Consider the following 12,370-nt stretch of genomic DNA (forward strand, 5'->3'; position numbering starts at 1 on the left):
TTTACCGTTACGCACCACCCCGTCTGTAGCTGAACAGGAGGGACAACTGATAGAAACAGAAGCCACTGGAGCACCTCAAAAACACCATCATACACTAAATCAGTAAGTTGGCAGCATCACCATCGCTGCGTATGAAATAATATTCGAAACGCATTGTGATAAATGCGCAACCTTTGACTTTAGGCGGCAAACAGCCTTCAACGTCTGCATCGGGAATGCGCATTTAGTTTTTAAAATATTTTTCCCGTTTTTTTCTCGCCCAGATAGGGTAGGCGGCTTTAACATCATTGTGAACAGACAAGTTATTTCTTCACAGATATAATCTCGGCTTTCTGACTCTGTTTTTTGTCGGCCATTAACGCTTTTCAGTAATAGCTTGCTAAATGAGGGGGGGATCTGCCTGCATAGGTTTATTCCTGTATGGAATATAAATAAAGTGGTATTTGAGTATGTGACCTTTTTTCAAAAAATGGCGGCTAAAATTTTTATTAAGTTCTTCTTCAGCACTTTTTTAACAGAGGCAAGATTTTCGTATAAGGGGCGGGTGAGTGCCGCCACAAACATACTACATTTGACACTTAATCAAACAACCAATAACCCGCTTTAGCGGAGTCAATCAGCATCTGAATTGTTAGCGGCTTGGGAGACACCGAATGGATCTTCTGGGAATTTGGGCGAAGGAAGTTTGGTAGCATGCCTTTTTCGTAGGGCCAGTATGAAAGGAAATTGAAATTACTATAATCAACGTTAAATCGCTTGAAGTAGTCCTTCATAATTTCATCACCGGTCTCTCTGGACCAGGGATATTTCCCCGTATTTAAACTCGTCTCTGGCGTTAATACAGGTTTAGCTTTGGCAAATAGCGGTTTGCTGTTGTAGCTTCTTTCATACCATTCAGTAACGCATTTACCGATATCATTTACCATATGCGATCGCTCCCTCTTGCAATTCGGTTATAAGTGTTCAGAGCATTAAACCCTATTCGTAAAACATCATTCATTATAAAAATAACCCCAAGGATCGGTATCCAGCGGCCCGCAAAAGCGCCCAGGTTAGTCACATAGCTAAAACGTAAATGCCGAATACTTTGATTTGTTAGCGTAGGCCAGCGATTAACACGGAATTTTAACCAGCGCCGAAGGTTTTCACTAAGAATTGATGTTCCGGGCGTTGCTTGTGCTGGCTTTCCCCTTGTGCTTTGCGTTGGTTGTCCCAGAATGATAAGAGCCAGTGCCGCTATATCATCCGTACCAAGCTGCTTTTGAGCCTCCTCAAGAAAAACAAAGAAGAACAATTCACCGGCGGTGAGGTTGGTTAGTCCCTTGAAAAAGTATGTTCCATTAAATTCTTCAGTTGTGTCCATTTGCAAGACTCCTGTGTTAAGCAATTTTATCCTAACGTCTGTTTTTCACTCAGTCTACACTCAGTCCATGTTGCTAGTACTACTCCGACAGTAGCTCTAACGTCAGGTAAAAAAGGGACATTAAAAAGGCCCTGGTCGGGATGAAAGAAAAGTAGGATTTGGATAATATTTTTATATTTATTTGATTATTATAAACATTTGCCTGTTCAGGCTATCTTATCGGTCAGTTTCGACTCTTCAGGTGAAAACCCCGCGCAAGCGGGGTTTTTGCTTTCTGGAGTAAGCTGCCGCCGGCGTTTGCGCCACGTTCGCCGCCGTTGGGGCTTCCCCGTTGCCTCACGACCTCGCCATGTTAAACTGCGCAGCGGCAACGAAAGGAGCAGCCCGTGGCGAAATACCAGCAACTGACGGATGAGATTCAGCAGCAGATTGAGGCGGGTATCTGGCTGCCAGGCGCGAAGCTGCCGTCGCTTCGTCAGCAGGTGGCGCAGCACGGGCTAAGCCTGATGACGGTGATGCACGCCTACGAGGTGCTGGAAAGCCAGGGCTGGATCGTCTCGCGTCCGCAGTCCGGCTACTACGTCGCGCCGCGCGCGCTGCAAACCGCGCCGGCGCAGGTGGCGCTCAGCGAGCAGGTCGATATTAACGATTTTGTCTTCGACGTGCTGCAGGCGATCCGCGATCCGGATATCGTGCCTTTTGGCTCCGCCTTCCCCGATCCCGAACTCTTTCCTCAGCGTCAGCTGATGCGCTCGCTGACCAACGTCTCACATCAGCTGACGCCGCTCGACGCGCTCAATAATCTTCCGCCCGGTAACGCGGCGCTGCGGCAGATGCTGGCGCAGCGCTATGCACGACAGGGCATTACGCTGTCGCCAGATGAAATCGTGATTACCAACGGCGCGCTGGAAGCGCTCAATCTCAGCCTGCAGGCGCTTACCGAACCAGGCGACTATGTGGTTATCGAGCAGCCGACCTTTTATGGCGCGCTGCAGGCGATCGAGCGCCTGAAGCTGAAAGCGCTGGCGGTGCCGAGCGACGCGCAGCAGGGCATTGATATGCAGCAGCTGGAAGAGACGCTGCAGCGCTGGCCGGTGAAAGCGTGCTGGCTGATGACCACGCTGCAAAATCCGCCTGGCGTTACCCTTTCGCCCGCGCGCAAGGCGCAGCTGGTGGCGCTGCTGGCACGCTATCAGGTGCCGCTGATAGAAGATGATGTCTACGCCGAACTCTGGACAGGCGATGAACCGCCGCATCCGGCGAAATACTGGGATCGCGGCGGCGACGTGCTGCACTGCGGCTCCTTTTCCAAATGTCTGGTCGCCGGGTTCCGCGTCGGCTGGGTCGCGGCGGGACAGCACGCGCAGCGCATCCAGCGCCTGCAGTTGATGAGCACGCTCTCTACCAGCGCGCCGATGCAGCTGGCGCTGGCAGATTTTCTCGCTACGCGCCGCTACGATAGCCATTTGAAAAAACTGCGGCAGACGCTGGCGCGGCGTAAAGAGTGGGTGCGTCAGGCGCTGCGCCGCGTGCTGCCGGACGGCGCCAGCGTGAGCGATTCGCCGGGCGGCTTCTTTTTGTGGGTAACGCTGCCGCGCGGCTATGATACGACACAGCTTTATCAGCAGGCATTACAGCAGGGGATCAGCATCGCGCCGGGGCGGCTGTTTTCAGCGGGCGAGGAGTTTACCCACTGTTTTCGCATTAACGCCGCCTGGCCGTGGGATACACGCGCCGAAGCGGCGGTCGAGACGCTGGGAAGGCTGATTGCCGAACAGCGTAAGGTTTAAACCTGCGCTGCCTGCTGGTGGCCCCAGGTCAGATAGTAGATGTCATAGAAATCGACTTCGCCTTTCTGCTGTAGCAGACGATGAATGCCACTTTTCACCTGCTCCGGCGCATCCGGCAGATTCAAAATCTTCTTCACGCCGCCTTCAGAAACCGGCTGCACGTAGTACCACTCGCCGTTATAGCAGACGCGCAGATCCAGCGCGTCGATATCCTCGAAGCGGTATTTCGGGTTGATATCCAGCAGCATCAGAAAGCTCATTACCAGTACGAAAATGGTAGCGAACCAGAAGGCGGGCCAGCCCAGCATTTCGGTAGAAAAAATCAGCGCCACGCACAGGGCATAGCAGAGATACATGACTGCCCAAAGCCCGGGATGGGTTTTCAGAAAAGAGAAGCTAAAACGCGGCCGGTTGTCGCGGCGCTCCTCACGATTAAGCGTAGCGATCTCATCGATTAAAATTTGTTTAATGGCGTCCATTGTTCACCTCACCGTCACTTTTCTGCTCAGTAGAACAGATAACAGTGAGCCGGAGGAGACACAGAAACGCGCAGAATTTTTATAACAGTTCAGACGCGCGCCGTCCCAATAAGAGGACGGCGCGAACGACTAACCGCGGCCGTGTGGCTCATCCCAGTCAAACGCCGGACCCAGCGAAATAACGCCGTTCGGGTTGATGGTTTTATGGCTGACGTAATAGTGATGGCGGATATGGGGCAGATTCACGGTATCGGCGATGCCCGGCATCTGATAGATATCGCGCAGAAAGCCGCTCAGGTTGAGGTAGTCGCCGATGCGATGACGGTCGCACTTAAAGTGGGTGACGTAAACCGGATCGAAACGCACCAGCGTAGTCCAGAGGCGCAGATCCGCTTCGGTCAGCTGATCGCCGGTCAGGTAGCGATGCTGTCCCAGAATCTGCTCCAGCCGCGACAGCGAGTGAAACAGCGCCGTCACCGACTCGTCATAGGCCGCCTGCGAAGTCGCGAAGCCCGACTTGTAGACGCCGTTGTTAACCGTGTCGTAAATCCAGCCGTTCAGCTCGTCTATCTTCTCGCGCAGGACAGGCGGATAGTAATCGCCCGCGCGGGCGCCAACGGCGTCAAAAGCGCTGTTGAACATGCGGATGATATCCGCCGATTCGTTGCTGACGATGGTGCCCTGCTGCTTATCCCACAGAACTGGTACGGTAACGCGTCCGGTGTAGTGAGGATCGGCATGCAGATAGAGCTGATAGAGAAATTCATTCTGATAGAGCTTGTCGCCGGTGGCGTCAGGAAAATCGTCGTCGAATGTCCAGCCGTTTTCCAGCATCAAAGGATGCACCACGGAGACGTCGATCATCGACTCCAGCCCTTTCAGCTTACGCATCAGCAGCGTGCGGTGCGCCCAGGGGCAGGCGAGAGAAACATACAGATGATAGCGATCGCGTTCAGCTTTAAAGCCCGCCTCGCCCGTGGGGCCGGCGCTGCCATCCGCCGTTACCCAGTTGCGCCAGACTGCTTCAGTACGCTTGAAGCGTCCGCCGGTTGATTTGGTATCGTACCATGTGTCGTGCCAGACACCTTCGATCAGTTGGCCCATATCGCCTCCAGTGCAAACAGGGCGAGGAGTCTCCTCGCCCTGCTAAGTATATGCGGCATTACGCCAGATGTGTGCTTAGCGAAGTGCGCCCACCGGCTGCGCTTTTTTACGCAGCAGACGGTCAAGGCTGTACGCGCCCGGACCCACCAGGCCCAGCACCAGGAAACCGCCCGCGATAGAGAGGTTTTTCATAAACATTATCTGGTTAACGCCTTCCGCGAAGTTGCTGTGAAACAGGAACGCCGTCAGGATGGTGAAAGCCGCGGTAAAGAGCGCGGTAAAGCGGGTCAGGAAGCCGAACAGAATCGCCAGGCCGCCGCCGAACTCCAGCAGGATAACCAGCGGCAGGAAGAAGGCGGGTACGCCCATCGCTTCCATATACTGCTGCGTGCCCGCATAGCCAGTGATCTTGCCCCAGCCGGCAGTGATAAACAGGATCGGCATTAAAATGCGCGCCAGCAGCAGGCCAGTATCTTCGAATTTTTTCATCATTTACTCCAGGCTAATTTTACGGCAGGACAGCAGCGCCTGCGTTGTGTCGTTCCCAGCATAAGGCGCTTTAGCCGTTTGCTGAGCTGATAGCTGGAGATAATAGTCGCGGAGTGAAAAGGTTGTAAGCGAGATATTCTGTAGGTGTTATTCAGGAAATCTGATAAAGAAAAGCCGGCGTTTTCGCACCGGCTACAGAGAGAGAAAGATTAGCGCTGCGGCAGGGCCGCTTTCAGCATGCGCCAGGTGCTCCAGACGCCAAAGCCGCGCTTGAGCAGGCGCATAAATTTATTCGGGCTGCGCACCGACCAGATAGCCAGCGCGCTGCTGCCGATAGCCAGATAGCGCCGCATGCTGAGGAACGTCAGCCAGCCGCGGTCATACTGCGCGGTGCTTTGCAGAAAATCACGGCGGCTTGCGCTCAGGTCGAGCCGCTGCTGTTGTATATCGCTCAACAGCGCATGAATGCGCGCTTCACGTTCCTGTTTGCTGCTCATGCGCGGTTATCCTCCAGCAGCTGACGATCGGTCTCCAGCTCTTTGCGCGTATGGTGCAATAGCGTGGACTGACGCGATTTGCGCAGGCTCCACAGGCCGAAAATAATCGCCAGAAGAAAGAGTACGCCGGTCGTAATGCCGATCGCCATCAGGCGATACTGCGCGTCGACGGCCCAGATAATCAACACCATCAGGCTCATCAGTCCGAAGGCGGTAAACAACATAGTCAGACCAACCATCAGCAGCAGCTGAATCAGGTTGGCCTTTTCCGCTTCCAGCTCGACCACCGCCAGACGTACACGGGTCTCGACCATGCTGACCAGCGTAGTGACGATGCGCTGACCAATATTGATGACCCCTTTGCCGGGGCCGTGGCTCTGCTGAGAATCCGCCATAATTAACGCCGTGAAATCAGGATGCCGATCGCCACGCCAATTGCCGCACCGATACCAACGCCATGCCAGGGGTTTTCACGCACGTAGCCGTCTGCTTTCTGCGCGGCTTCACGCGTGGTTTGCGCCAGATATTCGCCAGAATCGCCCAGCTTCTCACGTGAGCTGTCGAGCGCTACGCGCGCTTTCTGACGCAGCTTATCCAGTTCGCCTTTAGACTTATCCGTGGTGCTGCTCAGCACCTCTTCCAGCGTATCCGCCAGATTTTTTAACTCAGCACGCAAATGTTCTGATGAAGTGTCTTTTGACATGTAATGTTCCTTTTAGCTTCAGTGATTGAGTCCGGATTAATAAGGCTCCGCCTGTAACTTTTTCAGATCCTGGCGGGCTTCTTCCAATTTATGTTCACGTCTGGCAATTTTTTCCCTGTCGTCGCCCTCCTGACGCTCTTCTTTTAGCTCGCGTTCGCGCTCTGCGACTTTTTCTCGCTGCGCCTTGATGCGCGCCTGATGAGAGGCTTTCAGTTTATTGTCGCTACAGCTGGCGCGTACTTCGGTTAAGGCGCGCTCCAGTCCATTGACGCGACGCTGATTGTTATGCTGTTTCGCCATCGCAATTTCATGCTGAATGTCCTGCTCTTTCTGCTGACAAAGCGATTCCGCCGCCATCAGCGAACCCGAGAGAGAAAACAGCGCGAGGCCAAGAAGTAATTGATGTTTCATCAGGCTTGTTACCTTCCATTGTTACTGACCTGCCGTGACCAGACAGCGTCATCTCCTGGCGTGTCAGATAGCTGAGCCATCCACTAAGCATAGACAGCGCCTGTAAAAAGTTCAAAAAAGACGGGGGGATACAGATTATTCTGTTGCCGTCCTGCCAACGCAGGACGGCAACGGTAGGTCAGGAAATATTCAGCATGGTTGAGGAGGCGGAAGCCGAATCGGGGTGCCTGGCGACGACAAAGCCGTCCGGCAGCAAACGACGCAGCACTTTTTGCGCGGCAAGGCTCTGCTCTTCGTTTTCGAAATGAATAATCAGTGCATCACCTGAAGGGGTAATGCTTTTGATGCGAATACCCTGCGCCGTCAGCTGTTGATAGAGATAAAACCCGTCAGGCAGCGGGCCGCCCGCGTGGGATACGCGGATCTGCACCACGCTTTCATGCTGCAGCAGCATCGGCGTCAGGCCGATGGTCAGCAGCAGCAGCGCGGCGATCGCCAGCCAGGGCAGCATGCGGCGGGGAATGGGGCGATGAATTTTCATGACTCGCCCTTACCATTCTGATTCGCCTGGCGCTTGCGCCACAGCACCACCAGCGAGCCAACCAGGCCGACAATCAGCAGCACCAGCGGCAGCAGCATCAGGCAGAACATCATTTCATCTTCATAGCGACGGAAGATTGGCGTTTTGCCCAGCGCAAAGCCGAGTACGGTAAGGATGACTACCCAGAGCAGCGCGCTGACCCAGTTAAAAAACTGAAAGCGGGCGTTATCCAGGCCGGAAAGACCGGCAATGGTCGGCAACAGGGTGCGCACGAAGGCGATAAAGCGGCCAATCAGCAGTGCTGACAGGCCGTGGCGATGAAACAGGCTGTGCGCGCGAGCGTGATACTGCGCGGGAAGGTGAGAGAGCCACTTCTGTACCGTCGGCGTATTGCCGAGCCAGCGGCCCTGGATATAGCTGACCCAGCAGCCGAGGCTGGCGCCGGTCGTCAGCACCAGAATAGTCAGCGGGAAGCTCATGGTGCCTTTGGCGATCAGCACGCCTACCAGAATCAACAGGCTATCGCCCGGTAAAAACGCGGCGGGCAACAGGCCATTCTCCAGAAAGAGGATCATGAACAGCACGCCGTAAATGGCCCATACCAGCGTCGGATCGGAAAGGGTTTCGTAATCCTGTTGCCACAAGGCCTGCAGCAACGCATGCAAAATATCCATCAATCATTCCTGAACATCATTGTTTAACGCGTCTCAAAGGACATAAGCGCAGACCGGCGTTTGGTTATCTGTTTTAGGAGCACAGTCTGGGCAGAGTTTTCCGGATCCTTCCAGAACAGATTGTTTAACCAGCGAATTTTTAAACCCTGTCGCAAAGGGTAAAAAAGGGGCGCTAACTGTAACAAAAACTACAGGGCTGAGACAGGGGGATGTGTCCGTCGCACAGGAGTTTTACCTTTTGACAAGGCCCGTCAAAAGGAGCTTTACACGACCTGACACTATTGCAGATTAACTGACTTTCCTGCGCGAAAACGCAGCAGAATCAATGTGAATGGCTAGAACCATCCGGCAGGATGACGGGATTCTCGGCAAACATATAACGATCCACATTAAATTCAAAATCATCGGCGGTCGCGTTGAACAGCATCTGTTTAGTATTTTCCAGATGTTGCCACATCGCCAGTTTGCTGGCGGCGGGATCTTTGCGCATCAGCGCCTTGAGGATCTGATCGTGGTCGTCGCACCAGCTGAGAATGCTGCGCTGGTCGATATGCTCGTGGAGTTTAAGCCAGTAGGGATTGTGCAGGCGATGCAGCCACATCTTTTCGACAATGGCCGCCAGCGCGCTGTTTTGGGTGGATTGCGCAATGCGCACGTGAAACTGCATGTCCCACTGCGAGTCGCGGAAGTGATCTTCCTGACGCGCTTTTTCCTGAATGGCCATCAGCTCGATAATGTCCTGGCGCGTCACCTGCGTCGCCGCGAACTCGGCGACGTTGCTCTCAATCAGCTGGCGCGCCTGCAGCAGTTCGAAGGGGCCAAAGGTGGCGAATTCGAGCTGGCTTGAGGTCATCACGCGGTTTTGCTGCTGGCTGGCTATAACGTGAATACCGGAACCTTTGCGCACCTCGACGTACCCTTCCACCTCCAGCATGATAATCGCCTCGCGCACCACAGTGCGGCTGACGTTCATCTCTTCCGCGATCAGGCGTTCGGCGGGCAGCTTATCGCCTACAGGATAAATGCCTGTTTCGATACGGCTTTTCAGATCGCTGGCGAGCTGTTGGTAAAGTCGACGAGGTTCGGTCAGTTCCATAGCGTATTCCCGTGTCGCAAATAAAGTTGTTATACCACTTTGCGGCCGCTAAATAAAAGGTCCCGCGCCATTATGACGCGGGACGCTTGTTTTCCCGCCTGGCGGGCGGGTCAGCAACTGGCAGCCTCAGCCGCGTACGGTTGCTCCCTGCGGCGGCACGACCTCGTTCTCCAGCTCAGAGACAGGCTTATTGCGCAATACCGTCCAGATCACCACGGCGCCTAACAGATCGAACACCGCCAGCGCGGCGAACAGCGGGCTGAAGCCCAGCGTATCGGCCAGCGCGCCGACCACCAGCGCAAACATGGTGCTGGCTGTCCATGCCGCCATGCCGGTCAGGCCGTTGGCGGTGGCTACTTCGTTACGGCCGAAGACGTCGGAAGAGAGCGTAATCAGCGCGCCGGAGAGCGCCTGATGGGCAAAGCCGCCGACGCAGAGCAGCGCGATAGCGACATAGGGGCTGGTGAAGAGGCCGATAGTGCCGGGGCCAATCATCAGCACCGCGCCCATGGTCACCACCAGCTTGCGCGAAACGATCAGGTTAACGCCGAACCAGCGCTGAAACAGCGGCGGCAGATAACCGCCAAGGATGCAGCCGAGATCGGCGAACAGCATCGGCATCCAGGCGAACAGCGCAATCTCTTTCAGGTTGAAGCCATACACCTTGAACATAAACAGCGGGATCCAGGCGTTAAAGGTGCCCCAGGCGGGTTCCGCCAGGAAGCGCGGCAGCGCGATGCCCCAGAACTGGCGGTTGCGCAGGATCTGACGCGCCGACATTTTTTTGGTGTTGCCGGTCTGATGCTGCGCTTCCTGGCCGGAAATAATGTACTGACGCTCTTCGTCGCTGAGTTTGGTTTGCTGTTTGGGATGCTTATAGAAAATCAGCCAGCAGAGCGCCCAGACCAGGCTCAGCACGCCAGTGATGATAAACGCCATCTGCCAGCTGTGCGCCACAATCGCCCAGACCACCAGCGGCGGCGCCAGCATAGCGCCAATCGAGGAGCCAACGTTGAAGTAGCCCACGGCGACGGAGCGCTCTTTAGCCGGGAACCACTCGCTGCTCGCTTTCAGGCCCGCCGGGATCATCGCCGCTTCCGCCGCGCCCACTGCGCCGCGCGCCAGCGCAAAACCGCCCCAGCTGCCTGCCATCGCCGTTGCGGCGCAGAAAATCGCCCAGAGTACGGCAAACACGGCGTAGCCGACTTTAGTGCCGAGCAAATCGAGCACGTAGCCCGCGACCGGCTGCATAACGGTATAGCAGGCGGAGTAGGCCGCCACGATGTAGGAGTACTGTTGAGTGGTGATATGTAAATCGGTTTGGAGCGTCGGCGCGGCGACGGCGATGGTATTACGGGTGAGATAACCCAACACGGTGCCCAGCGTCACCAGCCCGATCATATACCAGCGTAGCCCTTTAATCTTACGCATCATTTACCTCTTCCAGTGTTCTGTCTGCGGTCTTGCCGCTGTTGTTATCTGGAGCGGGACAACCGTGATTCGACTGATCTCACGCCCGCAGGCCACGCGAATGCGGCCCTGTGTTTACCTTGCCTTTACGGGTCGAGAGCGTAACTTGTTATACAACTTTAAAAGTTGAGAGCCATCACAAAAGCCCCTTTTGCAATATGGGATACTTTAAATCTGCGTCAGGACAGCCATTTAGCACGCTACAGAGAGCAAAAACGTCCATGAGGGCAGGGCATTGCTGCTATTTATGTGAGCGAGATCTCAAAGAATTCTGTAGCTGACCAAAATTGGTATGATAACTTTGAGCGCATTAAGGCTCTATCAAGAGGAAGCAAGTATGTCGCGTTTTATGACCGAGGATTTTTTGCTGGATACCGAATTTGCTCGTCGCCTTTACCATGACTATGCAAAGGATCAGCCGATTTTCGACTATCACTGCCATCTTCCGCCGCAGCAGATTGCCGAAAATTACCGCTTTGCCAACCTCTATGACATCTGGCTGAAGGGCGATCACTACAAGTGGCGCGCTATGCGCGCTAACGGCGTACCGGAAGCCTTCTGCACCGGCGACGCCAGCGACCGCGAAAAATTCGACGCCTGGGCGCGCACCGTACCGCACACTATCGGCAATCCGCTCTATCACTGGACGCACCTTGAACTGCGTCGTCCTTTCGGCATTACCGATACCTTGCTCTCTGAAAAAACCGCTGACGACATCTGGGAGCGCTGCAACGCGCTGCTGGCGCAGGATGACTTTACCGCGCGCGGCATTATGCAGCAGATGAACGTGAAGATGGTCGGCACCACCGACGATCCGCTGGATGACCTGCAGCACCATCGCGCGCTGGCGCAGGATGACAGCTTCAGCGTCAAGGTGCTGCCGAGCTGGCGTCCCGACAAAGCCTTTAACATTGAGGCGGAAGGCTTCCTGGCATGGATCGAGAAGCTGGAGTCGCTGACCGACATCAGCGTGCGCCGCTTTGACGATCTGCGCAGCGCGCTGAGCAAACGCCTCGACTATTTCGCCGATCACGGCTGTAAGGTTTCAGACCACGCGCTTGACGTCGTGCTCTACGCCGAAGCGGACGACGCGACGCTGGACGCCATTCTGGCCGCTCGTCGTGCGGGCAACGCGCCGGACGCGCAGGCGATCGCGCAGTTTAAAACCGCGGTACTGGTGTGGCTGGGCGGCGAATATGCGCGTCGCGGCTGGGTGCAGCAGTACCATATCGGCGCGCTGCGCAACACCAACCGCCGCCAGTTTGAACTGCTGGGCCCGGACGTCGGCTTCGACTCAATTAACGACCGGCCGCTGGCGGAACCGCTGGCGAAGCTGCTGGGCGCGCAGAACCTGCATAACGCGCTGCCGAAAACCATTCTCTACTGCCTGAACCCGCGCGACAACGAGGTGCTGGCGACCATGGCGGGCAATTTCCAGGGAGAGGGCGAAGCAGGCAAAATGCAGTTCGGCTCCGCCTGGTGGTTCAACGATCAGCTCGACGGCATGCAGCGTCAGATGACGCAGCTGGCGCAGATTGGCCTGCTCAGCCGCTTTGTCGGTATGCTGACCGACAGCCGCAGCTTCCTTTCCTATACCCGTCACGAATATTTCCGCCGCCTGCTGTGCCAGATGATTGGTCGCTGGGTAGAAAACGGCGAAGCGCCGGGCGACGAGGCGCTGCTGGGCCAGATGGTGCAAAACATCTGCTTTAACAACGCGCGCGACTACTTTGGCATAGAGCTGGGAGCCTGA

At 55.5% G+C, this 12,370-nt stretch carries 16 protein-coding genes; 2 read left to right on the forward strand and 14 right to left on the reverse strand.

Translation table 11 applies throughout. The annotated features are described in order from the left end of the window. From MHZ89_RS15195 to MHZ89_RS15205, 3 genes are all read right to left on the reverse strand, one after another. On the reverse strand, positions 1-66 hold a 66-nt coding region (locus MHZ89_RS15195), incomplete at its 3' end, for an IS1 family transposase (protein WP_096257578.1). A gap of 512 nt (positions 67-578) precedes the next feature. Beyond that, positions 579-926: a DUF1493 family protein gene (locus tag MHZ89_RS15200; RefSeq protein ID WP_311783725.1), complete on the reverse strand. Its 348-nt coding sequence runs from the start codon at positions 924-926 to the stop codon at positions 579-581. Continuing rightward, positions 920-1,363, reverse strand: a complete 444-nt coding sequence (locus MHZ89_RS15205; RefSeq protein ID WP_311783726.1) for an STM2901 family protein — start codon at positions 1,361-1,363, stop codon at positions 920-922. The genes MHZ89_RS15200 and MHZ89_RS15205 overlap by 7 nt, the downstream gene beginning before the upstream one ends. A 386-nt stretch (positions 1,364-1,749) precedes the next feature. On the opposite strand from MHZ89_RS15205, the gene MHZ89_RS15210 reads away from it, so the two are divergent. Next, entirely contained in the window at positions 1,750-3,153 is a 1,404-nt protein-coding gene (locus MHZ89_RS15210; protein ID WP_311783727.1) for a PLP-dependent aminotransferase family protein, read from the forward strand. Here the strand turns inward: MHZ89_RS15210 and MHZ89_RS15215 are convergent. The 11 genes from MHZ89_RS15215 to MHZ89_RS15265 all read right to left on the reverse strand — a co-directional run bounded on the left by MHZ89_RS15215 (position 3,150) and on the right by MHZ89_RS15265 (position 10,578). After that, positions 3,150-3,632, reverse strand: coding sequence for a YlaC family protein (locus MHZ89_RS15215; RefSeq protein WP_120454943.1), 483 nt, complete (start codon positions 3,630-3,632; stop codon positions 3,150-3,152). The two genes, MHZ89_RS15210 and MHZ89_RS15215, sit on opposite strands and share 4 nt — an antisense overlap. A 129-nt stretch (positions 3,633-3,761) precedes the next feature. Further along, positions 3,762-4,736 carry a glutathione S-transferase family protein gene (locus MHZ89_RS15220; protein ID WP_311783728.1) on the reverse strand — a complete coding sequence of 325 codons (975 nt, stop codon included), beginning with the start codon at positions 4,734-4,736 and terminating at the stop codon, positions 3,762-3,764. A gap of 75 nt (positions 4,737-4,811) precedes the next feature. Further along, entirely contained in the window at positions 4,812-5,225 is a 414-nt protein-coding gene (locus MHZ89_RS15225; RefSeq protein WP_311783729.1) for a DoxX family protein, read from the reverse strand. Positions 5,226-5,434: 209 nt separating this feature from the next. Next, complete coding sequence (locus tag MHZ89_RS15230) at positions 5,435-5,722, reverse strand: YqjK-like family protein (protein ID WP_311783730.1); 288 nt, start codon at positions 5,720-5,722, stop codon at positions 5,435-5,437. Beyond that, entirely contained in the window at positions 5,719-6,117 is a 399-nt protein-coding gene (locus tag MHZ89_RS15235; protein WP_311783731.1) for a phage holin family protein, read from the reverse strand. The genes MHZ89_RS15230 and MHZ89_RS15235 overlap by 4 nt, the downstream gene beginning before the upstream one ends. A gap of 2 nt (positions 6,118-6,119) precedes the next feature. Continuing rightward, positions 6,120-6,425, reverse strand: a complete 306-nt coding sequence (locus MHZ89_RS15240; protein WP_048784365.1) for a YqjD family protein — start codon at positions 6,423-6,425, stop codon at positions 6,120-6,122. A gap of 36 nt (positions 6,426-6,461) precedes the next feature. Then, entirely contained in the window at positions 6,462-6,836 is a 375-nt protein-coding gene (locus MHZ89_RS15245) for a DUF1090 domain-containing protein (protein WP_120454933.1), read from the reverse strand. Between the two features lie 178 nt (positions 6,837-7,014). Beyond that, positions 7,015-7,377, reverse strand: coding sequence for an EnvZ/OmpR regulon moderator MzrA (gene mzrA, locus MHZ89_RS15250; RefSeq protein ID WP_311783732.1), 363 nt, complete (start codon positions 7,375-7,377; stop codon positions 7,015-7,017). Next, complete coding sequence (locus tag MHZ89_RS15255; protein WP_311783733.1) at positions 7,374-8,051, reverse strand: DedA family protein; 678 nt, start codon at positions 8,049-8,051, stop codon at positions 7,374-7,376. The genes mzrA and MHZ89_RS15255 overlap by 4 nt, the downstream gene beginning before the upstream one ends. A gap of 322 nt (positions 8,052-8,373) precedes the next feature. Next, positions 8,374-9,147: a transcriptional regulator ExuR gene (exuR, locus tag MHZ89_RS15260; RefSeq protein WP_311783734.1), complete on the reverse strand. Its 774-nt coding sequence runs from the start codon at positions 9,145-9,147 to the stop codon at positions 8,374-8,376. Positions 9,148-9,273: 126 nt separating this feature from the next. After that, positions 9,274-10,578, reverse strand: coding sequence for an MFS transporter (locus MHZ89_RS15265; protein WP_311783954.1), 1,305 nt, complete (start codon positions 10,576-10,578; stop codon positions 9,274-9,276). Between the two features lie 376 nt (positions 10,579-10,954). Between MHZ89_RS15265 and uxaC the strand changes: the two genes are divergently transcribed. Beyond that, complete coding sequence (gene uxaC / locus MHZ89_RS15270; RefSeq protein ID WP_311783735.1) at positions 10,955-12,370, forward strand: glucuronate isomerase; 1,416 nt, start codon at positions 10,955-10,957, stop codon at positions 12,368-12,370.

Origin of the sequence: Pantoea sp. ACRSB (assembly GCF_022346905.1) — a bacterium.
Classification (GTDB): Bacteria; Pseudomonadota; Gammaproteobacteria; order Enterobacterales; family Enterobacteriaceae; genus Pantoea; species Pantoea piersonii.

Coding starts and splice junctions, on each gene's coding strand:
- MHZ89_RS15240 (WP_048784365.1), bottom strand. CDS start 6,425: ATGTCAAAAGACACTTCATCAGAACATTTGCGTGCTGAGTTAAAAAAT.
- MHZ89_RS15220 (WP_311783728.1), bottom strand. CDS start 4,736: ATGGGCCAACTGATCGAAGGTGTCTGGCACGACACATGGTACGATACC.
- MHZ89_RS15215 (WP_120454943.1), bottom strand. CDS start 3,632: ATGGACGCCATTAAACAAATTTTAATCGATGAGATCGCTACGCTTAAT.
- MHZ89_RS15205 (WP_311783726.1), bottom strand. CDS start 1,363: ATGGACACAACTGAAGAATTTAATGGAACATACTTTTTCAAGGGACTA.
- MHZ89_RS15265 (WP_311783954.1), bottom strand. CDS start 10,578: ATGCGTAAGATTAAAGGGCTACGCTGGTATATGATCGGGCTGGTGACG.
- uxaC (WP_311783735.1), top strand. CDS start 10,955: ATGTCGCGTTTTATGACCGAGGATTTTTTGCTGGATACCGAATTTGCT.
- MHZ89_RS15255 (WP_311783733.1), bottom strand. CDS start 8,051: ATGGATATTTTGCATGCGTTGCTGCAGGCCTTGTGGCAACAGGATTAC.
- MHZ89_RS15225 (WP_311783729.1), bottom strand. CDS start 5,225: ATGAAAAAATTCGAAGATACTGGCCTGCTGCTGGCGCGCATTTTAATG.
- exuR (WP_311783734.1), bottom strand. CDS start 9,147: ATGGAACTGACCGAACCTCGTCGACTTTACCAACAGCTCGCCAGCGAT.
- MHZ89_RS15245 (WP_120454933.1), bottom strand. CDS start 6,836: ATGAAACATCAATTACTTCTTGGCCTCGCGCTGTTTTCTCTCTCGGGT.
- mzrA (WP_311783732.1), bottom strand. CDS start 7,377: ATGAAAATTCATCGCCCCATTCCCCGCCGCATGCTGCCCTGGCTGGCG.
- MHZ89_RS15235 (WP_311783731.1), bottom strand. CDS start 6,117: ATGGCGGATTCTCAGCAGAGCCACGGCCCCGGCAAAGGGGTCATCAAT.
- MHZ89_RS15230 (WP_311783730.1), bottom strand. CDS start 5,722: ATGAGCAGCAAACAGGAACGTGAAGCGCGCATTCATGCGCTGTTGAGC.
- MHZ89_RS15200 (WP_311783725.1), bottom strand. CDS start 926: ATGGTAAATGATATCGGTAAATGCGTTACTGAATGGTATGAAAGAAGC.